Consider the following 21,812-nt stretch of genomic DNA (forward strand, 5'->3'; position numbering starts at 1 on the left):
TGTAAAATTAAAAATGGTGCGTTGTGACTCGCATCGTAAGATAGGCTGAAGATTTCAGCCTATTTTTTCTGGAAAAAGATGATGAAAATTGCAGGTGTAGATGAAGCAGGGCGTGGGCCTTTAGTGGGTTCTGTTGTCGCTGCGGCAGTTATTTTAGATCCGAATAACCCGATTGAAGGTTTAAATGATTCTAAAAAACTGACAGAAAAAAAGCGTGAAAAGTTATTTGTTGAAATTCAGGAAAAGGCTTTGGCTTGGGCAATTGCAGAAGCATCTGCAGCCGAAATTGATGAACTGAATATTTTGCAAGCGTCGTTATTGGCGATGCGTCGTGCGGTGGAAGCCTTATCTATTCAACCTGAGCATGTCTTAGTCGATGGCAATAAAATTCCGCAGGGTTTAGCGATGTCTTGTGATGCCGTTGTTGGGGGAGATGCATTACATGCAGAGATTTCGGCAGCCAGTATTTTAGCTAAAGTGGCGCGTGACCGTGAAATGGTATTGCTTGATCAAGCATTTCCACAATTTGGTTTTGCCAAACATAAAGGTTATCCAACCAAAGCACATTTTGAAGCCATTGCACAGCATGGCGTGATTGCGGCACATCGACGTAGTTTTGCACCTGTGCGTAAAGCTTTAGAATTAATGGAAAACTCACAGTAATTTTCATGCAAAACTTGTGCTGAGTTGCCTGTAAAATAGTCTTTACATGCTTCGAATCAGCGAGCAACTCTGAAATGATGCGAGTTTTTAAAAAGCATTCAGCAGAAAAATTTAAAGCGGCAAATGAGCCGCTTTATATTCAATTACCTTAATCGTTTAACGATTAAAGTCATTTTGCGAGTAGTTATCTTCTTCAAATGAAGGTTGATAATCTTGATCTAAATGTTGCAAATGCTCATGCATGGCACGCTCGTGTTGAATACGTTGATAGATTTCTTCACGATGAACCGATACTTCTTTCGGGGCATTTACACCAATACGAACTTGGTTACCTTTGACACCAAGCACAGTCACGCTGACTTGGTCCCCAATCATTAATGTTTCTCCGACACGTCGGGTCAGAATCAGCATGTTTATCTCCTTGCAAAATGCTAAACCTGCATTGATTTTTAAAGCAATTTAAAAGTCACAACCAAATAAAAACCAGTAAATTTTAACGGAACGTATCATTATTTATTTTATAAGATACAGCGCTGCCAAAATTTATGAAAGCATATTGCTCAATATAACAGAGCCACTATAAAAAAAACTATAGTGGCTCTATTTTTTTGTACTTTTTCGCAAAATTTGTCAGACAATTACATTTTCTGACAGGGGCGTATTAAGCGCGTGCGCTAGACTCACCGCTTTCACGATCTAGACCAAATACAGTGTGTAAAGTACGTACTGCAAGCTCTAAATAGTTTTCTTCAATAATGACTGAAATTTTAATTTCAGAAGTAGAAATCATGAGAATGTTAATGCCTTCATCTGCAAGGGCAGTAAACATTTTGCTTGCAACACCTGCATGTGAACGCATACCTACACCAACGATAGATACTTTCACGATGTCACCACGTGTAGCGACTTCACGTGCACCAATTTCTTTGGCAGTTGCTTCAAGAATTGATTTTGCTTTGGCAAGTTCGCCACGGTTTACAGTAAAAGTAAAGTCGGTAGTACCATCTTCTTCTACGTTTTGGATGATCATGTCGACTTCAACATTGGCAGCGCCAATAGGTGACAAGATTTTAGATGCAATACCTGGCTCATCAGGCACACCTAAAATAGTTAATTTTGCTTCGTCACGGTTAAACGCGATACCTGAGATGATAGGTTGTTCCATGTTGTCTTCCAATTCAGTAGTAATGAGTGTGCCGACATTTTGTTTAAAATCTTCGTCGAATGCGCCATCATTGTCATTATCAAAACTTGATAATACACGTAAAGGTACTTGGTATTTACCTGCAAATTCAACCGCACGAATTTGCAATACTTTAGAACCTAAAGAAGCCATTTCTAGCATTTCTTCAAAAGAAATACGATCTACTTTTTTGGCTTTTGGTGCAACGCGTGGGTCTGTGGTGTAAACGCCATCTACGTCAGTATAAATTTGGCATTCATCGGCTTTCAATGCAGCAGCAAGCGCAACGCCAGAAGTATCAGAACCACCACGACCTAAAGTAGTGGTGTTACCTTCAGCATCAAAACCTTGGAAACCAGCAACCACGATCACACGGCCCGCGTCTAGGTTTTCAGTTAACACGTCAGTATTAATCGCTTCAATACGTGCTTTGGTAAATGCGCTGTCAGTTTGAATACCAACTTGGCGACCAGTTAGTGATTTTGCCGCAACGCCAATAGAATTCAGCGCCATCGCTAACATCGAAATCGTCACCTGTTCGCCTGTAGACACCATTTGGTCTAATTCACGCGGATCAGGGGTTTCGGTAATGGCTTTCGCGAGAGCGAGTAGGCGATTGGTTTCGCCACTCATGGCAGAAACGACAACCACTACTTTGTGGCCATGATCATGCCAGCGCTTCACACGACGAGCAACATTTAAAATGCGCTCGGGAGTACCCATTGAGGTACCGCCATATTTTTGAACGATTAGTGCCATAGTTGTTCCATATAAGCCATGACCCTGAATTTACCTGCTCAGGGTCAGTTACACAAAAAGTGAGATTATTTTGCCGCAAGCCAAGCAGTTAAACCTGCCATCACCGTTGCAAAGTTCTCGTTAAGTGGCGCGCCACCTTGTGCCAAATCAGGTTTACCACCACCTTTACCACCTAGTTCTGTAGTCAAGTGTTTGATGATGTCTCCTGCTTTAATCGTAGCAGTAAAGTCTGGTGCAACAGAAGCGATTAAGCTGACTTTATCGCCTTCTACACCTGCAAGTACAATCACTGCTTGGTCGAGTTTGGATTTTACACCGTCGTGCAAATTACGCAGTGATTTTGCATCCATATTTTGTACAGTGGTAATGAGCGTGGTACGTCCAGCAAGTTCTTGTACTTGACTTAAAAGTTCAGCTGCTTGGAAGTGCGCTAATTTTTGATTGAGCTGTTCAATCTGCTTTTGAAGGCTAGATGCTGTATCGACCAATGTATTCACTTTTTCTAAAGTTTGGTCTTTTTGTGCTTTCAACAAAGCATTGATGCTGTTGATATCGCGTTCAGTTTTTTGAACGGCTTCAACGGCTTTGCTGCCTGTAATTGCTTCAATACGACGTACACCAGCTGCAACACCACCTTCAGAGATGATTTTGAACAGACCAATATCACCTGTACGTTTCACGTGAATACCGCCACAAAGTTCAATGGAGAAGTTTTTATCTTCAATGATTGAACCCATAGAAAGTACGCGAACTTCATCGCCATACTTTTCACCAAATAGCATCATTGCGCCTTTGGCTTTGGCTGCTTCAATATCCAGTAATTCAGTAGAAACTGCGGTATTGGCAATGACTTCTGCATTTACCAAACGCTCAATTTCTTGCAATTGTTCAAATGACACAGGTTGGTCATTGGCAAAGTCAAAACGTAAAATATCAGAAGCAACCAACGAACCTTTTTGCTGTACGTGTGCACCTAAAACTTGACGTAGGGCAGCGTGCAATAAGTGTGTTGCAGAGTGGTTGCGTGCAGTAGCTTCGCGGATGTCTGCTTTTACAATCGCTTCCACCGCTTGCGCAGCTTTTAAACTGCCCATGGTAACAATACCTTGATGAACAAAAGCACCGCCAGATTTTTTGGTGTCTTGAACTTCAAAAATACCTGTTTCGTTTTTGAATAGACCTGTATCACCAATCTGACCACCGCTTTCTGCATAGAACGGGGTTTGATTGAGTACGATTAAAGCTTCATCGCCTTCAACTACTTCATCGACTTGTTCGCCATCTTTATAAATAGCCACAATTTGACCCTGACCAGTCGTTGCGTCATAGCCATCAAATCGAGTTTCACCTTCAACTTTTACAATTGAGTTGTAGTCAACTGCAAATTTACCTGCATCGCGTGCACGTTGACGTTGCGCTGCCATTTCAACTTCAAAGCCTGCTTCGTCAATGGTCAAGTCGCGTTCACGTGCAATATCTGCCGTTAAATCTGTTGGGAAGCCGTAAGTGTCATATAGTTTAAATACCACTTCACCAGGAATGACCGAGCCTTTAAGCTGTGCCAATTCACCCTCAAGCAATTTCAAACCTTGCTCAAGCGTTTTGGCAAATTGTTCTTCTTCTTTCAGTAATGCTGCTTCAATACGCGCTTGATTTGCTGCAAGTTCAGGATAAGCTTGACCCATTACTTCAATTAAAGGCTGAAGCATTTTGTGGAAGAATGAACCTGTTGCGCCAAGCTTGTTGCCGTGACGTACTGCACGACGAATAATACGACGCAATACATAACCACGACCTTCATTCGATGGATTCACGCCATCGGCAATTAGGAAGCAGCAAGAACGAGCGTGGTCAGCAACTACTTTGAGTGAAGCAGGGTAGTCTACAGGCTTGCCAGTTTGCTGTGCAGTTACTTCAAGAGCAGTCGTGTCTAAACCAATAATCTGTGCTGCATTTTTGAGTAAGTGCTGGAACAGGTCAATTTCGTAGTTTGAATTCACATGTTGCAATACTGCAGAAATACGCTCCAAGCCCATACCTGTATCTACAGAAGGTGCTGGAAGCGGGTGTAATACACCATCTGCAGTGCGGTTGAACTGCATGAATACGTTGTTCCAAATTTCAATGAAACGGTCGCCATCTTCTTCAGGTGTGCCTGGTAAGCCACCCCAGATATGATCGCCATGATCATAGAAAATTTCAGAACACGGACCGCAAGGACCTGTATCACCCATTGCCCAGAAGTTGTCTGAAGCATATTGGCCGCCTTTGTTATCGCCAATACGGATAATACGAGAAGCATCTAAACCAATTTCTTTGTTCCAGATGTCAAATGCTTCATCATCGGTGTGGTAAACCGTGGCATATAAACGGTCTTTTGGTAGAGCTAACCATTGTTCGCTGGTTAAAAATTCCCAAGCAAATTTAATTGCATCACGTTTGAAATAATCACCAAACGAGAAGTTACCCAACATTTCAAAGAAAGTATGGTGACGTGCGGTATAACCCACATTGTCTAAATCGTTATGTTTACCGCCTGCACGCACACATTTTTGTGACGATACAGCACGTACATAATCACGTTTTTCCAGCCCAAGAAAACAGTCTTTAAACTGGTTCATACCTGCATTGGTAAATAACAGGGTTGGGTCATTGGCGGGTACTAGAGAACTCGATGCGACACGTGTATGCCCTTGCGATTCAAAGTAACGCAAAAATGCTTCACGAATTTCAGCTGATGTCATAAAACGAGTACTCACAACCAAGTCACTCCATAATTTCCGATTGGGCTAAACGCAAGACAGTCTGACAAAAATAATTCTTTTGCTGTCATGCAGGCTTAAAATTTTAAAAACGCCAAATTATAACGGAAAAAGCCATTATCACCAATCATTTTAGTGTGAATTGATGACAATTCTGAATCAATCTCTGTTGCTGTGCGCAGAATAAATCTTTTGAATAGAGGATGATGGAAAATTGCTGACGAAAGTGGGGCATGATGAGCTGTTGTTGAATGTTTGTGCGTAGGCGAGAGTGTCAAACTAATCAACCACAAGCTGAAATTGTTAGATGGGTATTTTGAGTTTGCCGAATTAATCAGCAAATTAAGTGAAAAATCCCAGAATTGATCTGATTTTTTTCAGTAAGGCCTCAAAATCTATTAACATAGTCTGTGCTTAAATTTTGATTTCATTATGAAAGGATCGGTCATGCAACGAGTGGCAATCAATGGCTTTGGTAGAATCGGGCGCAATGTGCTGCGGGCTTGGTTTGAAAATCCCAAAGACTTTCATTTTGAAATCGTCGCCATAAATGACATTGCCGATGTAGAAACCTTGGTTCATTTATTTAAATATGACAGTACCCATGGTCGTTTTAAAGGACAGGTGGAAATTAGCCTCGAAAATGAACAGATTTTTTTGAATATTTCTGCAGGTTTGGCGCAATTAAAAGTTCAGGTGTTGAATCAGGCTCAACCTGCGCAATTACCGTGGCAAGCCTTAAATGTTGATGTGGTATTGGAATGTACAGGGTTGTTCCGTTCCCGCGAGGCGGCAACGCAGCATATTACTGCGGGCGCCAAACGTGTAATTATTGGTGCTGCACCATTCGATACTGTAGATGCTGCGATTGTTTATGGTGTGAATCATCATGAAGTCAAAAGTACCGACCAAATTATTTCCAGCGTATCTTGTACCACGCAGGCTTTAGTACCATTAGTTAAAATCATTGATGATGCTTTCGGAATTGATACCGCATTAATGACTGAAATTCATGCAGTCACAGCCGATCAAACTGTATTGGATCAAGCACACCGTGATTTACGTCGTGCGCGTGCATCAGGGCAAAATATTATTCCTACAACTTCATCTGCCTTGGGTGCATTAAAACAAGTCATGCCAAAAATGGCAGATCGGATTGATGGTTACTCGATTCGTGTACCGACCATTAATGTTGCAGCTATTGATTTAACTTTTATTTCTCAGTCACCAATTACGGTGCACAAATTGAATCAGGTGTTGTGTGCTTCGGCAGCGCATGATTATGCCGAAATTATGCAAGTGACCGATGAGCCTTTGGTATCGAGCGACTTTAACCATTCACCTTATTCTTTAATTGTCGATTTAAGTCAAACCATGGTCGTGGGTCATCAAGCCAAAGTTTTTGCGTGGTATGACAACGAGTGGGGTTATGCCAACCGTTTACTAGATTTGTGTGAATCTTTTAGTCAACGGGCGGTGTAAGCGGCTACTTTTTAAGACATATACAAAGTGTAAAAAGCATGTAATAGTGATGAAAGATTTTATAATTCGTATTCACAGTTAATTCACTGATTGATATAACAAAGTTTGCATAGAAAATTTGAATAGAGTAGTGGCATGATGATTATTTTATTGTGGGGATTTATTTTTTTGCTGGCACTTGCTGTCATTTTTCTGATTTGGTTGCAATTTAAAAATCAGGCAGACAGCAGCAGCGACGTGCAGCATCAACAGCAAGTCGAGCAAAAAGTATTACATTTAGAAGAGCATCTAAAAAAGACGTTGGAGATTATGCAAGATTTGGCTAAAAAGATGCAGGTTCAGCAAGATGCGCTAGATAAAACCGTGCAAAAAACCGCACAGCTTGAAATGCAAAATGCTGAGTTGGTCAGTTTATTGGCAAAGGCGGTGAAATCAAATCAGGACTTTTAAATGATGGCTTTGAAAGATGTGGTGTATTCATATTTTTTACCGCATATTTCAGAAAAAGTCAGGTGCATGAGCAAAAGTATCATGCTAAACTAGGAGAAATCGGGTGTGCTCCCGATTTTTTTATGCGGATTCGTTCCGCGCAAACAAGAATTTAGGTTTACAACATGCCCATTTCAGAGACATGGTTATTACCTGATGGTGTAGCTGATGTATTACCAGAACAAGCGCAAGTGATTGAAAGCTTGCGTCGTAAGTCACTGGATTTCCTCGCATCTCGAGGTTATCAGTTGGTGTACACGCCATTCATAGAATACATTGAATCTCTATCTTCTCTTTCAGAATCGAATCAAGATTTAGACCTTGCCACATTTAAAGTGATCGACCAACTTTCAGGTCGTTTGCTGGGTGTTCGTGCCGATATGACACCACAAGTGGCACGTATTGATGCGCATGTACATCCTGTAGATGGCATTGCACGTTACTGCTATGCAGGTACGGTTTTACATACCAAACCACAAGGTTTTAATACCACACGTGCACCATTGCAATTGGGTGCAGAGTTATTTGGTTCAGACAGCATTGATGCCGATGTAGAAATGGTTGATCTGATGCTCAGCTTGCTAAAAGAAGCAGGTTTGGCAGAAGGTGTGCATTTAGACTTGGGTCATGTCGGCTTGTTCCGTAGCTTGGTTAAACAAGCAGAATTAAGCAAAGCCACTGAACGTCAATTGTCAGATTTATATCAGCGTAAAGCATTGCCTGAATTGGCAGAATTTACCCAAGATTTAAATTTCGGTTCAGATTTTTATGCTTTAGGTCGCTATGCCAGTGATTTAACCGCTTTGCAGGCTCATTTAAGTGCTGATGTGTTGGAAAATACCGAATTTAAGCAAGCGTTTGAAGCCGTGAAAGCAACACAAGCTGAAATTCAGGCACGTTGGCCAAACTTGCATATTGGTATTGATGTGGTTGAGCTGCGTTCTTATCACTATCACACAGGTTTAATGTATGCAGTGTATGCGCCAAATCGTGCTGCACCATTGGCACAAGGCGGTCGTTATGATGGCATTGGTCAGCATTTCGGACGTGCGCGCCCTGCAACAGGTTTCTCTTGTGACTTGTTTGTATTAAGTGCAGGTCGTTTTGAATCATCGTCTGTTGTTGTTGCGCCTAAAGGCTCACAACCTGATTTAATTGCTGCTATTCAAAACACACGTGCGCAAGGCTTTAGTGTAATTCAATTGTTGGGTAATGATGATTTAAACTCGGTTCCATACGCAACGCACCAATTGGTTCTTGCAAATGGTGAGTGGACAGTCGAAAAAATTTAATCGCCAAGGCATGTTTCATGTTACAGGTCTTGGTTTTCAATTTTAACAGCATGATGTAATGAGGCTATTATGGGCAAGAATGTTGTGGTACTTGGTACCCAATGGGGCGACGAAGGTAAAGGTAAGATCGTCGACCTGCTCACAGATCAGGCGGCGGCAGTCGTTCGTTATCAAGGCGGACACAACGCAGGCCATACTCTCGTGGTTGGTGGTAAGAAAACTGTATTACACCTCATTCCATCAGGTATTTTACGTGAAAACGTACTGTGCTTAATTGGTAATGGTGTAGTACTTTCTCCTGAAGCACTCATTAAAGAAATGGGTATTTTGGAACAAGAAGGCGTGCCAGTGAAAGAGCGTTTACGTATTTCACCAAACTGTCCGCTTATTTTGCCGAACCACATTGCACTTGACCAAGCACGTGAGAAAAAACGTGGTAATGCCAAAATTGGTACAACAGGTCGTGGTATTGGCCCAGCTTATGAAGACAAGGTTGCACGTCGTGCGATTCGTGTTGCTGACTTGGTTCGTGGCGGTGAAGCACTACGCGCTCAATTGACTGAATTATTGGACTATCACAACTTCCAATTGACACAATACTACGGTGTTGAAGCAGTTCAGTTAGATGAAGTTTTAGCGCTATGTGACCAATGGCGTGAAGTGATTGCACCATTAGTCGTTGATGTAACGACTGAAATTCATAATTACCGTAAAAACGGTGACAACATTATGTTTGAAGGTGCGCAAGGTTCATTACTTGATGTTGACCACGGTACTTATCCGTATGTGACTTCATCGAATACAACTGCGGGCGGTGTAAGCTCTGGTTCAGGCTTAGGTCCATTACATTTAGACTACGTTTTAGGGATTACCAAAGCTTATACCACACGTGTAGGTGCAGGCCCATTCCCAACTGAGTTGGTGTATGACGCAGCAAATGACGTAGGTGATGCGATTGGTAAACACTTAGGTACTGTGGGTCACGAGTTCGGTGCTTCTACAGGTCGTCAACGTCGTTGTGGTTGGTTTGATGCCGAAATTTTACGTCGTTCAGTCGATGTAAACTCACTGTCTGGTATCTGCTTGACCAAGTTAGACGTATTGGACGGTTTAGAAGAAATCAAAATCTGCGTAGGTTATGAAAATACCGATTCAGGTTGTGTAGGTTCTTCTGATGCGCTTGCATACGAAAACTTAAAGCCAATTTATGAAACAATGCCAGGTTGGTCTGAATCAACTGTGGGTGCGACCAGTGTAGAACAATTGCCTGAAAATGCAGTGAACTACATCAAACGTCTTGAGCAGTTAATTGAATGTCCAATCGACATTATTTCTACAGGTCCAGACCGCGCAGAAACTATCGTATTACGTCATCCATTTGATGCTTAAGTCGTTGTGCTTTAGCATAGCATTTAAGCTCTGATGATGTATTCAGCCCTGTCTAAATGATGGGGCTTTTTATTGCTGTTGTTTAAGTTTCAATAGCGACTCATTCTTGGAAACATTATAGATGATGCTGAGTGAGTTGTTTTTTCAAGACTAAAGTTGCAGATGACTGGCGCTGTGCAGAGCAGGGTGGCTTGTTACAATGGCTTTAGAAAATTAAATTTAATTAAGGTTATGCAGGATGCATAAAAATATTACCAGTACGATTTTTTATTCTTTATTGTTTGCGATGGGCGGCGCACCGACCATTGCCATGATGCTGATTTTATCGCAAAAGCATGATCCGAATATTATGTATCAGGCATTTATTGGTTTAAGCGTTATTTTTGCCTGTATTTTGGTGCCACTGATTCTGATTCAAAATGCTTACCTACTCTACAAACGCAAAAATCCAGAAATGGAAGAAAAAGTAGAAGTAGTGTCTAAAATTTACTTGGGTTTAAATGTTTTCTGTTTAGTATTTTGGTTGTGTTATCAATTTCTTTACTAGGGTAGTGATTGATCGCTCAGACATACAATCTGTACACAGCTTAGGCGTTGTTTACATAAATGATATGTTTATGAAGTGATTATAGATTTAAAGCCTTGAATTGATTTCATATAATTGATTGGTATGAAGATAGCTCGCAAGGCGGAGATTATTATAATGAACAAAAAACTGATGTTAAGTTTATGTGCCGCAGGCGCAATCACAGTTTCAGGGTGTACGACTGTTGCAGACATGGCGGGTGCAGATACTGCGACCTTAAATGCAACTGCAACCAAAAGCTATAATGAAATGGTGCAAGACGCACGCAATAAAAATCAGTTAGACACAAGCTCCACCACGTATAAACGTATCAATACTGTGTTTCAGCGTTTGATTCCACATGCCAATCAAATGAACCAAACAGGTCAGCCTTTCCAGTGGCAATTGGCGGTACTTAAGTCTGATCAAGTCAATGCTTTTGTCGCACCTGGTGGTAAAGTGGTGTTCTACACTGGTATTGTGAATAAACTGAATTTAACTGATGCTGAAATTGCCGCAATTATGGGGCATGAAATGGTGCATGCTTTAGAAGAACACGCGAAAAGTAAAATTGGTGCACAGGCTTTAACCAATATTGCCTTGAACGTAGGTTTAAGTGCGGCAGGCAATAACGTTGGTCAATTGGGTGCAGCAGCAGCGCAATTGGGTACCCAAATTGGGATTGGCTTGCCATATTCACGTAATTTGGAAAGTCGTGCCGATCAGGGTGGTTTAATGCTGATGGCGCGTGCAGGTTATAACCCACAAGCTGCAATTACCCTTTGGGAAAAAATGAACAAGCTTGAAGGTGGCGGCGGTGCGTCCTTCTTATCGACTCACCCATCGAACAGTCAGCGTATTGAAGCAATGCGTAAAAACTTGCCAGCAGCACAAGCGCTATATAACCAAAGTCGTCGTTAAGATGACCTCAGCCAGTTCAACTGGTTAAGATAAAACACAAAAAAGATGCGCATGGTTTTATGCGCATCTTTTTTTATGAAGACTTTTTGACTTTAAACAGCATAAAAATGATGAGTTATTGCTGAGTTCATATTTTTAATTTCATTTTAAAGCAGTGCTTAAAATAAAATTAGGGCGCTGGATTGGGTTGTTGACGATGAATGGCTTCAATGCCTTGTAAAATTTCATCTGATAAGGTGATGTCAAAGGCATCAATATTTTCTTTGAGTTGCGCCATATTCGTCGCGCCAATAATGGTACTTGTCACAAAAAATTGCTGCTTGATAAATGCCAGCGCCAGTTGCGTCAAACTCAAGCCGTGTTGTTCTGCAAGTTGGGCGTATTGCTCGGTTGCCCATTCGCTTTGTGGATTACTGTAACGGCTAAAACGTGAATATAGCGTGACACGTGCATTGGCAGGGCGTGCGCCATGACGGAATTTACCAGTTAAATAACCAAAAGCCAAAGGTGAGTAGGCGAGTAGTCCAACACCTTCATAATGGGCGATTTCAGACATGCCAATTTCATAAGTACGATTCAGCAGGTTATATGGATTTTGTACGCTGACAAATTTACTTAATCCTAATTGTTCTGCTAAGTGTAAAAACTTCATGGTGCCCCAAGGGGTTTCATTCGACAGACCTATATAGCGAATCCGTCCTTTTTGAATTTCTTGTTGCAACGCGGTTAAGGTTTCAGCAAGGTCGGTTACTTCTTGCGTATTTTGTGCTTCTTGGTTGCCATAACCAAGTTTGCCAAAAAAGTTGGTTGGGCGTTGTGGCCAGTGCAGTTGGTATAAGTCGATATAGTCGGTTTGCAGGCGTTTTAAATTGCCATCCAGTGCAGAATGAATATCCTCTGCGTTAAAGCGGGTTTTGCCGTCTCGAATATGACTGCCGCCTTGCGAAGGGCCTGCAATTTTAGAGGCTAAAAATAATTTGTCACGTCCGCCACGTTGCTGTAACCAATTGCCAATGATGGTTTCAGTTGCACCTTGAGTTTCTACTTTTGGTGGTACGGGATACATTTCTGCGGTATCCCAAAAATATAAGCCTCGTTCTAGCGCATAATCGAGTTGTTGAAAGGCTTCTTGCTGGGTATTTTGTTCACCAAATGTCATGGTGCCTAAACAGATTTCTGGAACTAGAATGCCTGTTTTTGCCAATGGTTTAAATTGCATATTGTCTCTCGCTCAAGATTATATGTATATATTGATGTTACAAGAGCTGAAACCATTTTGCGCCACTTGTGGCTGCGAAAATTGCTACTTCATTGTAGTGACAGCAATAATGGTATTTTGATAATTGAAAATGGTAAAAAGTTAACAGCTGGTAATAAAAAAGCAAATCCGAAGATTTGCTTTTTTAATGAGCATATAGATGGTTTACTCGTCATCAAAGTTGCCATCAGTGGCTTCATTTTGCTCCAAAGAAGCATCAAAAATCAGAATGGCTTTACCATCAGTTTCAATCATGCCTTGTTCTTCAAGTGTTTTTAGAACACGCCCGACCATTTCACGTGAACAGCCGACAATACGACCAATTTCTTGGCGTGTAATACGAATTTGACGACCGTTTGGCAAAATCATGGCTTCTGGTTGCGCAGAAAGATCAATCAAGCAACGTGCAATACGACCAGACACATCTATAAAGGCAAGGTCAGTTACCTTACGTGTAGTATTTTTTAAACGACGTACCAGCTGTGCAAAAACGGCATAGCTTAAGTCAGGATATTGTTTGCTGAGTTCGTGGAAGTTTTCATAAGTAATTTCTGCAATTTCACAGACATCACGAGTACGAACTTCTGCAGTACGTTGTGGATTCGATTCAAACAGACCCATTTCCCCAAAAAAGTCGCCTGGATTCAAATATGCCACAACAATTTCGCGATCATCATCTTCGCGAAGAATAATTGATACTGAACCTTTTAAAATCAAATATAACGATTTAGATTCAGTCCCCGCATCAACAATAGTTGTCCGTTTTGGATAACGGTTGATGTATGCACGTTTTAATAATGCTTTGACTGAGTCAGGCAGTTGTCCAGGGGACAATGCATCAGTGCTCAGCTGTGAAAAGTTTGAAGTCATGCTAACGGTTCCGAAAATGGATAAATAATAGATCGCACAAGACCTAGTCTGAACTTGTCACACAGTAGAGATGAAATTCCTTATCAACTCAAGTTATGTTAGTGTACAAATACCCGTGTCAATTTATAGTTTTTTTTAGGTAGTTGCAATGCAAACAAGTGTTCAGTGGTTAGAGAACGTTGCTTTTGAAGCCAAATCGGAAAGTGGTCATTCTGTGGTGATGGATGGATCTGCAGAATATGGCGGTGAAAACCGTGGTCCACGTCCTATGGAGTTAATCTTAATGGGACTTGGTGGTTGTGCTTCATTCGATATTGTGACTATTTTAAAGAAATCACGCCAAGAAGTGACGCATGTTGAATGTCAGTTAAAAGCAGAACGTGCCGATAGCATCCCTGCCGTGTTCACCAAAATTCATTTGCATTTTGTGGTCAAAGGCAAGGCTGTCAAGGAAAAGCAGGTTGCGAAGGCGGTTGAACTTTCAGCAGAAAAGTACTGTTCTGCCAGTAAAATGCTATCTGATGGTGGCGTCGAAATTAGCCATGATTTTGAAATTATTGAACAAGATTAAGCTTTGACTGATAGGTCATACAATGGTTGGTATATTTTGCCAATCATTGTAACTAAATATTTCAAATGGCATAAATAACAATCAAAAGCCTTTAATTGATTGATATGCAAGTGTATGTCAATGACTCAACTAAAATAAAAAATTACCAGACTAAACTTGAAATTTACTTTAATCAGTCCAATATTATTACTGAAATCTATCTGTTAATTTTAATTAAGATTTTGAAAAATATATAAAAAATTTAATTGAAATTTACGCCTGCGTTCCCATATATCCATCAAGTACACAATTTGTTGTGAGGAATAACAAGAATGCGTTTTGAAAAGTTTACCAACCGACTACAGCAAGCTTTATCCGATGCCCAATCTCTTGCGATAGGGAAAGATCATACTGCCATTGAAGGCATTCACTTATTGGCGACTTTGCTCGAAGAAGCCTCCAATGTCAGTTTATTACAACAAGCAGGCGCCAACCTACGTGATTTGCAAAGCAAATTACAGCAAGCGATTGCCGATGCACCGACTTTGGCCAATCCAACAGGCGATATCAACTTAAGTCCAGATGCGGTTAAAGCCTTGAATTTGGCTGACAGTTTTGCCCAAAAAGCAGGTGATGAGTTCTTGTCAACCGATTGGTTGATGCTGGGTTTGACCGAAGTGGGCGCGACCAAAACACTACTGAACAGTGTAGGCGTGACCTCAGATAGTTTGCGTAGCGTGATTGACAAAATTAGAGGGGATGAAAAAGTCATGAGCAATAATCACGAAGATCAACGTGACTCACTCAATAAATATACCATCGATTTAACCGAACGTGCGTTGGCGGGCAAGCTAGACCCTGTAATTGGTCGTGATGATGAAATTCGCCGTACCGTTCAGGTGTTGTCACGCCGTACCAAAAACAACCCAGTACTCATTGGTGAACCTGGTGTGGGTAAAACTGCGATTGTTGAAGGTTTGGCGCAGCGTATTGTGAATGGTGAAGTGCCAGAAAGCTTAAAAGGTAAACGTGTTTTATCTTTAGATTTGGGCTCATTGTTGGCAGGTGCGAAATATCGCGGTGAGTTTGAAGAACGCCTAAAAGCGGTCTTAAAAGACTTGGCGAAACAAGAAGGTGAAGTCATCTTATTTATTGATGAATTACACACACTTGTGGGTGCAGGTAAAGGCGATGGTGCCATGGATGCAGGCAATATGTTGAAACCTGCATTGGCGCGTGGCGAATTGCGCTGCGTCGGTGCCACTACTTTAGATGAGTATCGTCAATATATTGAAAAAGATGCGGCTTTAGAGCGTCGTTTCCAAAAAGTATTGGTCGATGAGCCAAGTGTAGAAGACACCATTGCAATTTTACGAGGTCTGAAAGAACGCTACGAAGTGCACCACGGGGTTAAAATTTTAGATTCGGCGATTATTGCCGCCGCTAAAATGTCGCACCGTTATATCACTGACCGTCAACTTCCCGACAAGGCAATTGATTTGGTGGATGAGGCAGCGTCACGGATTAAAATGGAGCTAGATTCTAAGCCTGAAGCCTTAGATAAATTAGAGCGCCGTTTAATTCAATTAAAACTGCAACTTGAAGCCGTGAAGAAAGATGAAGATGCAGGCAGCCGTGCTGAAGTTGCACATCTGGAAAAACAAATTATTGAAGTTCAAAATGAATACAATGATTTGGAAGAAGTTTGGAAAGCGGAAAAAACCTTGGTTGAAGGCACTAAGCAAATTCAGACTCAGCTTGATCAGGCACGTATGGCATTGCAAAAAGCGCAGCGTGAAAATGACTTGGCGGAAATGTCACGTTTACAATACGGTGTGATTCCTGAGTTGGAAAAACAACTGGCACAAGATGAGTTGGTTGAAGAGAAAGAAGAACCAAAATTATTGCGTAACAAAGTGACGGACAATGAAATTGCTGAAGTCGTGAGTGCTGCAACGGGCATTCCTGTATCGAAAATGCTGCAGGGTGAACGTGAAAAATTGCTACACATGGAAGATTTCTTGCATAACCGTGTGGTGGGGCAAGATGAAGCTGTGGTGGCGGTGTCGAATGCGGTACGTCGTTCACGCGCAGGTTTGTCTGATCCTAACCGTCCAAGTGGTTCGTTCCTGTTCCTTGGCCCAACAGGGGTAGGTAAAACAGAATTGACCAAAGCGTTAGCGAACTTCTTGTTTGACAGCGATGACGCCATGATTCGGATTGATATGTCTGAATTTATGGAAAAACACTCGGTCAGCCGTTTGGTCGGTGCGCCTCCAGGCTATGTCGGTTATGAAGAAGGTGGTGTATTAACCGAAGCAGTACGTCGTAAACCGTACAGTGTGGTGCTGTTTGATGAGGTGGAAAAAGCCCATCCAGACGTATTTAACATCTTGTTGCAGGTGTTGGATGACGGACGCCTAACCGACTCGCAAGGTCGCGTGGTGGACTTTAAGAACACTGTAATTGTGATGACTTCTAACTTGGGTTCACACGAAGTACGTGAATTGGGTGACAATCCAACACGTGAAGAAGTGCGTACCGTGGTCATGGCCGCAGTTTCACAACATTTCCGCCCTGAGTTTATTAACCGTATTGATGAGTTGGTGGTGTTCCATTCACTGGAAAAAGCACAAATTCGTGGCATTGCCGATATTCAATTGGATCGTTTACGTGCGCGTTTAAGCGAACGCGACTTGAGCTTGTCGATAGACGATACTGCATTTGATCAATTGATTGAAGCAGGTTTTGACCCAGTCTACGGTGCGCGTCCATTGAAACGTGCAATTCAGCAACAAGTGGAAAACACATTGGCGCAAAAAATCCTCGCAGGTGACTTTGTTGCAGGTGATACGATTTTAATTAAAGCTGAAAATGGTCATTTGCTGTTTGAAAAAATGAAACTCAGCTAATTGGCTATGTGTAAGCAACTTTTAAGAAACCCAGCTTCGGCTGGGTTTTTTATGACTGACAATTTAGGTCACATAAGTAAAATTTTTGGTAAAAAATGACAGCTATTTTTAATATTTTGTGATGAATATTATATTTAAGTGATTTATTTGCAAAACAATTATCTTTTTTAAAGAAGATTAATTATAATTTATTGTTCAATAAGAATAGATAAATTCTGAGCAGAATCTATGTCAAAAATAGTATGGGGTGGAATGGGGGTTGCAGTGTTGGCAGGAGCTGTCACTGCAGGAAATTTATATGCAGATAAGAGCCTGCGTGAGCATTATCAACAAAATTTAAATCCTGTACCCAATGTGAGCGTCCAATATACGGACTACGACATGGGGACTTTAACAGGTACTGCCAAATGGAAAATGACCATTATTGCAGACCCATGTAATGCTAAAGAAAAACTGGTGTTTCACGGACAAGATCAAATTCAGCGGACATGGAAAGGTTACCAAATTGATTCTAAAATGAATCTGGAACAAGGGCAGGGACAATTTTCCGAGTTCTTTCAGCAGCCTCTAAATGTGACAACGCAAGTGAATTGGTTGGGTGTATCGACCACGAAATTGAGCATACCTGCTATAGAGAAAAAAGAAGCAGGACTTGAAGCTAAATTTTCTCCTATGCAGATTGAGTTTCAGGCGAAACAAAGTCAGGGGCAGCAGAAAATTGTAAATATGAGTTTTGATGTGCCTCAATTGACGGTGCTGGATCAATTTGGACATCTTCAAGTAAAAGGCATGCAGTTTAAAACCAATCAGGCTTTGAATGTGCAGTCTTTAGAGCCGGGCTATTTCCAATTCAGTATTGCAGAAATGCAGCGTCAAGACCCAAAAGCAGTGGGTTCAGGCAAAATGAAAGACTTCAGTTGGCGTATGGATACTCAACTGCATGAGCGCACGGTAGATATTCAATCGAAATTTAAAATTGCCGAGTTAGGTTTAAATAATGTGCCTGCCATGCAAGACCTGCAAGTGAATTGGGATGTTAAAAACTTGCAGCGCAGTAAAATGCAGACGTTTCTTGATATTGTGCAAAAACAAAACAACTCATGCCTAGAAGCGGAAAACTTTGAGAAAGAAGTTCAACAAGCCTTGTTGGCTGTGATTAATGAGGGCTTTCAGTTCGAATCCAAGAAGAATCAGTTGAAATTAGGCACAGGCAGTATTCGGGCAGATTTGGTTGGTAAAGTGATGCCAGGGCATCAAACCACTGTAGAAGGCTTAGCGAAAATGTTCCCAAGTTTATTGGAAATGCAAACCGATGTGAGTTTTAACAAGCAAGTGGTCAAAACCATTATGAATAATTATATGAATGCTGCAGGTAAAAGCATGTCTGATCAAGAGTTGGAACAGATACTCAGTGCGATGCAAAGCAATCAGCAAATTCAACGTGATGGTGATGAATTTAAACTGTCGATGCATTATCAATATGGTGAAAAGAAGTTTTTAACTGGTCAATAATCTAGATACTGATCTACGATAAAACAAAGCCTGTTCAAATGAACAGGCTTTGTTGTATTGCCATATCGTTTATTTAAACAGGCGGGTGCTGAATTTTCCAAGCACGGTGGATTTTGGTGTTGCGTTTGAAATCTTGCCCAATGGTTTCATGGCTAATTTCCTGCACATCAAACATGGCTTCAATTTCTTCATCCATTTCAAAACCACGGTAGTTGTTGGAGAAGTACAGCGTTCCGCCTGTGGTTAAGCGGTTCATGGCACGCTTAATTAAAGAAACGTGGTCGCGTTGTACGTCAAATGTTCCGTAGAACTTTTTAGAGTTTGAGAAAGTTGGTGGGTCAATAAAGATCAGATCATATTGTTCATGACCTTCTTTGAGCCATTCAAAACAATCACTGGCAAAGAATTGATGTTGTTCATCGGCATGGTCTACCGTTAAACCATTCAATACAAAGTTTTCTTTAGACCAATTCAAATAAGTATTGGATAAATCGACGCTGGTGGTACTTGCTGCACCGCCAAGCGCGGCATGTAAACTTGCAGTTGAGGTATAACTGTATAAATTCAGGAAGTGCTTGCCACGTGCTTCTTTGGCAATACGTAAACGCATTTGACGATGGTCAAGGAACAAGCCTGTATCTAGGTAGTCGGTGAGGTTGACCAAAATTTTAGCCTGACCTTCCTGCACAATAAAACGCTTCGAGGCGGTACTTTGTTTGGTGTACTGGTTTTTACCTTCCTGACGGGCACGGGTTTTAATAAATACCGCATCACGCCCTAAACCTGTCACGGCACGAATGGCTTGTAAGGCAAGGTTAAAACGCTTTTTGGCTTTTTCAGGATTAATTTTTTTCGGCGGTGCATATTCTTGCACGTGCAAACGGTCGCCGTATAAATCGACTGCGACATTAAAGTCAGGTAAGTCTGCATCGTATAAACGCAGACAATGCACATTTTCTTTCACCGCCCATTTTTTCAGGCTTTGCATGTTTTTTTGCAAACGGTTGGTGAAATCTTCTGCGCCTTCAATGGGTTCAAACTGTTGCGGTTGCCAATCTGCTAAGAATGGGCGTGCGAATGTTGCAGGTTTGATCGTACCAAAACGGACATAAATTGGCAGTTTACCGTTCATCAAACGTAAAATTTGCGGGTCATTGAAAGCCAACACATCGGCTTGTTCAACTTGGGCTGCAATGACGGCTGCTTTTTGATTTGGGAAATGCTTTTGCAAGAGGGCAGACAGACCCAAATATAAGGCACGGTTCGAGGCTTTATCGCCCAAACGCTCACCATAAGGTGGGTTGGTTACAATAAAGGCCTTTTTACCTTCGGCTTGAAAGTCGGGCCAGTCAGCCAAAGTACGTTCTTCAATTTGAATCTGATCGAGCAGACTTTCAAAACCTGCTGCAATAATATTTTGCTTGGTGGCTTTGACTGCTTCCCAGTCGGCATCGAAAGCATAAAATTTTGGCAATGGTTGTTGTAATGCAGTTTGATGGCGTTCAGCCGCTTCTGCTTTAATGCTCATCCATAATTCATGGTCGTGACCTTGCCAACCGTTAAAACCGAAACGACGTACCAAACCCGGTGCACGGTCAGTCAGCATCATCAATGCTTCAATAATAAACGTACCCGAACCACACATTGGGTCTAAAATAATGTCGGGTTGAATTTGTTGTAATTGACCTTTTTGCAGAATCGCTGCGGCAAGGTTTTCTTTAATTGGGGCATCGGTCATAAAACGACGATAGCCGCGTTTATGCAGTGAATCGCCAGATAAATCTAGGCAGTATGTATGTTCTTTTTTACCTGCCAACACGTATAAGGTAATTTCAGGCTGTTTGATGTCAATGCTTGGACGTTTGCCCACTGCATCCATAAATGAATCGACCACACCATCTTTAACGCGCAAGGTCGCAAATTGGCTGTTCACTTTAATGTCACGCTCTATATGCAAACGCACTGCAAAAGTACTTTGTGGCGCAAAAATCAGTGACCAGTCAAAGCTCAGCGCACCTTCATAAAGCTCTTCGGCTACATCGCGCGCGTCGTGACTAAATTCAATTTCGTGTGTGTGAATTGGTGTAAGGACACGTGAGGCTAAACGTGACCACATGCAGACACGATAGGCATTTTCGAGTGTGCCTTTGAAAATTAAACGACCCGGTAAACGTTCGATATTTTGAATACCTAAACCTTGCATTTCTTCTTGCAATAAGGTTTCAAGTCCATCTGCACAGGTGACCCAATATGTAGAAAGACGGGGTTTCGAATTCATGAAAATTTCCAAAAGCAATTCAGCAATCGGCTATTTTACCGTATTTTGTGCTAGAAAACTTAGTGATTTAGCGTGAATCGTGCAGAATTTTAAAGGTCTAGGTTTGAAGAGCTTCAGGGCATTTTTTACTGTTTTTTTCTAAAAAGGCAATGAGGATGTAATGACATCTCTAAAAAATTTTGAGTGATTGTATTGCGGAAAAATAAAAACCTGAATATTCACATGATTGGTATGTATTTTGCTCATACATTGTTGTGATGGTGAACATTTTGCAGATGAGCATCAAACACTGCAAAACAACAATGAAGCGATAAGGGGAATATTTAAATGACCACGGCTACTTTAAACACGGCACAGGCTTTAACAGCAAATAACGAGATTTTTTCAGTTGCCACTTTAATTTATACGCGATTAAGACGGGTCAGTGGACGTGTGATTGATGTCATGTATCTGGTTGAAAATTCAGACTATGCACGTGCTGTGCTGCAATTGGCGCTCGCTACACACGATGAGGAATTGTGCCGTTATGCGCTGCGCTTAAACAGTATATTGGCTAACTTAATGGATGCTGATGCAGAAATAACGTCGCCACAGACTGAAGCGCAGCAATTAGATGCAGTAGAAAATATAGAAAATATAGATGACTTGACTGAACCTACAGCTGAAGAAATTTATCGGGCGCAGGTGTCCCATCATTATATAGGGGCATTGCGTTAAACGGTGAATTGTACAGACTATGCCTACATAGCCTGAAGGTTGCGTAGGCAGTTGTAGACGAAGATTGACCCACCAGATGTTCATCAAGCTCATATCAAGATGATTGGCTAGCAGAGCAGTTAAATATAAATGCCATCCTTTCACATCGCTTTGTAGAGTATTAAGCATGAAAGAAAGTGTAGATGAGTCTGCATGACTTAATTTTTAAAA

At 41.5% G+C, this 21,812-nt stretch carries 17 protein-coding genes; 11 read left to right on the forward strand and 6 right to left on the reverse strand.

Going from position 1 to position 21,812, the window contains the following annotated elements:
* The first annotated feature begins 81 nt into the window (after positions 1-81).
* On the forward strand, positions 82-663 hold the full coding sequence (gene rnhB, locus J4G44_RS07275; protein ID WP_004971591.1) for a ribonuclease HII: 582 nt from the start codon (positions 82-84) through the stop codon (positions 661-663).
* 156 nt (positions 664-819) lie between these two features.
* On the opposite strand, the gene csrA is transcribed toward rnhB, so the two are convergent.
* From csrA to alaS, 3 genes are all read right to left on the reverse strand, one after another.
* Positions 820-1,074 (reverse strand): carbon storage regulator CsrA, encoded by a 255-nt coding sequence (csrA, locus tag J4G44_RS07280; RefSeq protein WP_004971589.1) that lies wholly within the window; start codon positions 1,072-1,074, stop codon positions 820-822.
* 250 nt (positions 1,075-1,324) lie between these two features.
* Positions 1,325-2,605, reverse strand: a complete 1,281-nt coding sequence (locus tag J4G44_RS07285; RefSeq protein ID WP_004971586.1) for an aspartate kinase — start codon at positions 2,603-2,605, stop codon at positions 1,325-1,327.
* Between the two features lie 65 nt (positions 2,606-2,670).
* On the reverse strand, positions 2,671-5,364 hold the full coding sequence (gene alaS / locus J4G44_RS07290) for an alanine--tRNA ligase (protein ID WP_207973546.1): 2,694 nt from the start codon (positions 5,362-5,364) through the stop codon (positions 2,671-2,673).
* Positions 5,365-5,814: 450 nt separating this feature from the next.
* Here alaS and J4G44_RS07295 point away from each other — a divergent pair, with 450 nt between their 5' ends.
* From J4G44_RS07295 to J4G44_RS07320, 6 genes are all read left to right on the forward strand, one after another.
* A complete protein-coding gene (locus tag J4G44_RS07295; protein WP_096901062.1) occupies positions 5,815-6,849 on the forward strand; it encodes a type I glyceraldehyde-3-phosphate dehydrogenase in 1,035 nt (344 codons plus the stop codon).
* Between the two features lie 135 nt (positions 6,850-6,984).
* Positions 6,985-7,299, forward strand: a complete 315-nt coding sequence (locus J4G44_RS07300) for a hypothetical protein (RefSeq protein ID WP_004971580.1) — start codon at positions 6,985-6,987, stop codon at positions 7,297-7,299.
* A gap of 164 nt (positions 7,300-7,463) precedes the next feature.
* Positions 7,464-8,630 (forward strand): ATP phosphoribosyltransferase regulatory subunit, encoded by a 1,167-nt coding sequence (locus J4G44_RS07305; protein WP_096901061.1) that lies wholly within the window; start codon positions 7,464-7,466, stop codon positions 8,628-8,630.
* Positions 8,631-8,699: 69 nt separating this feature from the next.
* Positions 8,700-10,019 (forward strand): adenylosuccinate synthase, encoded by a 1,320-nt coding sequence (locus J4G44_RS07310; protein WP_004971574.1) that lies wholly within the window; start codon positions 8,700-8,702, stop codon positions 10,017-10,019.
* Positions 10,020-10,257: 238 nt separating this feature from the next.
* Positions 10,258-10,566 (forward strand): hypothetical protein, encoded by a 309-nt coding sequence (locus tag J4G44_RS07315; RefSeq protein ID WP_004971573.1) that lies wholly within the window; start codon positions 10,258-10,260, stop codon positions 10,564-10,566.
* A 156-nt stretch (positions 10,567-10,722) separates the two neighbouring features.
* Positions 10,723-11,505: a M48 family metallopeptidase gene (locus J4G44_RS07320; RefSeq protein WP_004971571.1), complete on the forward strand. Its 783-nt coding sequence runs from the start codon at positions 10,723-10,725 to the stop codon at positions 11,503-11,505.
* Positions 11,506-11,674: 169 nt separating this feature from the next.
* Here J4G44_RS07320 and J4G44_RS07325 read toward each other — a convergent pair whose 3' ends face one another.
* Positions 11,675-12,724, reverse strand: coding sequence for an NADP(H)-dependent aldo-keto reductase (locus J4G44_RS07325; RefSeq protein WP_131261355.1), 1,050 nt, complete (start codon positions 12,722-12,724; stop codon positions 11,675-11,677).
* A gap of 204 nt (positions 12,725-12,928) precedes the next feature.
* Positions 12,929-13,633, reverse strand: coding sequence for a cAMP-activated global transcriptional regulator CRP (gene crp, locus J4G44_RS07330; RefSeq protein ID WP_096901059.1), 705 nt, complete (start codon positions 13,631-13,633; stop codon positions 12,929-12,931).
* Positions 13,634-13,781: 148 nt separating this feature from the next.
* Between crp and J4G44_RS07335 the strand changes: the two genes are divergently transcribed.
* The 3 genes from J4G44_RS07335 (at position 13,782) to J4G44_RS07345 (ending at position 18,607) form a co-directional block, all read left to right on the forward strand.
* Entirely contained in the window at positions 13,782-14,204 is a 423-nt protein-coding gene (locus J4G44_RS07335) for an OsmC family protein (protein WP_004971563.1), read from the forward strand.
* A gap of 311 nt (positions 14,205-14,515) precedes the next feature.
* Positions 14,516-17,095 (forward strand): ATP-dependent chaperone ClpB, encoded by a 2,580-nt coding sequence (gene clpB / locus J4G44_RS07340; RefSeq protein WP_004971561.1) that lies wholly within the window; start codon positions 14,516-14,518, stop codon positions 17,093-17,095.
* 228 nt (positions 17,096-17,323) lie between these two features.
* Entirely contained in the window at positions 17,324-18,607 is a 1,284-nt protein-coding gene (locus tag J4G44_RS07345; protein WP_179995349.1) for a DUF945 family protein, read from the forward strand.
* A gap of 73 nt (positions 18,608-18,680) precedes the next feature.
* Here the strand turns inward: J4G44_RS07345 and rlmKL are convergent, their stop codons facing one another.
* Positions 18,681-20,885: a bifunctional 23S rRNA (guanine(2069)-N(7))-methyltransferase RlmK/23S rRNA (guanine(2445)-N(2))-methyltransferase RlmL gene (gene rlmKL / locus J4G44_RS07350; RefSeq protein ID WP_179996939.1), complete on the reverse strand. Its 2,205-nt coding sequence runs from the start codon at positions 20,883-20,885 to the stop codon at positions 18,681-18,683.
* Positions 20,886-21,212: 327 nt separating this feature from the next.
* Between rlmKL and J4G44_RS07355 the strand changes: the two genes are divergently transcribed.
* A complete protein-coding gene (locus J4G44_RS07355) occupies positions 21,213-21,602 on the forward strand; it encodes a hypothetical protein (protein ID WP_104851793.1) in 390 nt (129 codons plus the stop codon).
* Positions 21,603-21,812 lie beyond the last annotated feature (210 nt).

It is taken from the genome of Acinetobacter towneri, from assembly GCF_017498585.1.
In the GTDB taxonomy this organism is placed as follows: Bacteria; Pseudomonadota; Gammaproteobacteria; order Pseudomonadales; family Moraxellaceae; genus Acinetobacter; species Acinetobacter towneri.

Coding starts and splice junctions, on each gene's coding strand:
- crp (WP_096901059.1), bottom strand. CDS start 13,633: ATGACTTCAAACTTTTCACAGCTGAGCACTGATGCATTGTCCCCTGGA.
- J4G44_RS07345 (WP_179995349.1), top strand. CDS start 17,324: ATGTCAAAAATAGTATGGGGTGGAATGGGGGTTGCAGTGTTGGCAGGA.
- J4G44_RS07305 (WP_096901061.1), top strand. CDS start 7,464: ATGCCCATTTCAGAGACATGGTTATTACCTGATGGTGTAGCTGATGTA.
- J4G44_RS07300 (WP_004971580.1), top strand. CDS start 6,985: ATGATGATTATTTTATTGTGGGGATTTATTTTTTTGCTGGCACTTGCT.
- J4G44_RS07315 (WP_004971573.1), top strand. CDS start 10,258: ATGCATAAAAATATTACCAGTACGATTTTTTATTCTTTATTGTTTGCG.
- csrA (WP_004971589.1), bottom strand. CDS start 1,074: ATGCTGATTCTGACCCGACGTGTCGGAGAAACATTAATGATTGGGGAC.
- clpB (WP_004971561.1), top strand. CDS start 14,516: ATGCGTTTTGAAAAGTTTACCAACCGACTACAGCAAGCTTTATCCGAT.
- J4G44_RS07285 (WP_004971586.1), bottom strand. CDS start 2,605: ATGGCACTAATCGTTCAAAAATATGGCGGTACCTCAATGGGTACTCCC.
- J4G44_RS07295 (WP_096901062.1), top strand. CDS start 5,815: ATGCAACGAGTGGCAATCAATGGCTTTGGTAGAATCGGGCGCAATGTG.
- J4G44_RS07355 (WP_104851793.1), top strand. CDS start 21,213: ATGACCACGGCTACTTTAAACACGGCACAGGCTTTAACAGCAAATAAC.
- J4G44_RS07325 (WP_131261355.1), bottom strand. CDS start 12,724: ATGCAATTTAAACCATTGGCAAAAACAGGCATTCTAGTTCCAGAAATC.
- rlmKL (WP_179996939.1), bottom strand. CDS start 20,885: ATGAATTCGAAACCCCGTCTTTCTACATATTGGGTCACCTGTGCAGAT.
- J4G44_RS07335 (WP_004971563.1), top strand. CDS start 13,782: ATGCAAACAAGTGTTCAGTGGTTAGAGAACGTTGCTTTTGAAGCCAAA.
- J4G44_RS07320 (WP_004971571.1), top strand. CDS start 10,723: ATGAACAAAAAACTGATGTTAAGTTTATGTGCCGCAGGCGCAATCACA.
- rnhB (WP_004971591.1), top strand. CDS start 82: ATGAAAATTGCAGGTGTAGATGAAGCAGGGCGTGGGCCTTTAGTGGGT.
- J4G44_RS07310 (WP_004971574.1), top strand. CDS start 8,700: ATGGGCAAGAATGTTGTGGTACTTGGTACCCAATGGGGCGACGAAGGT.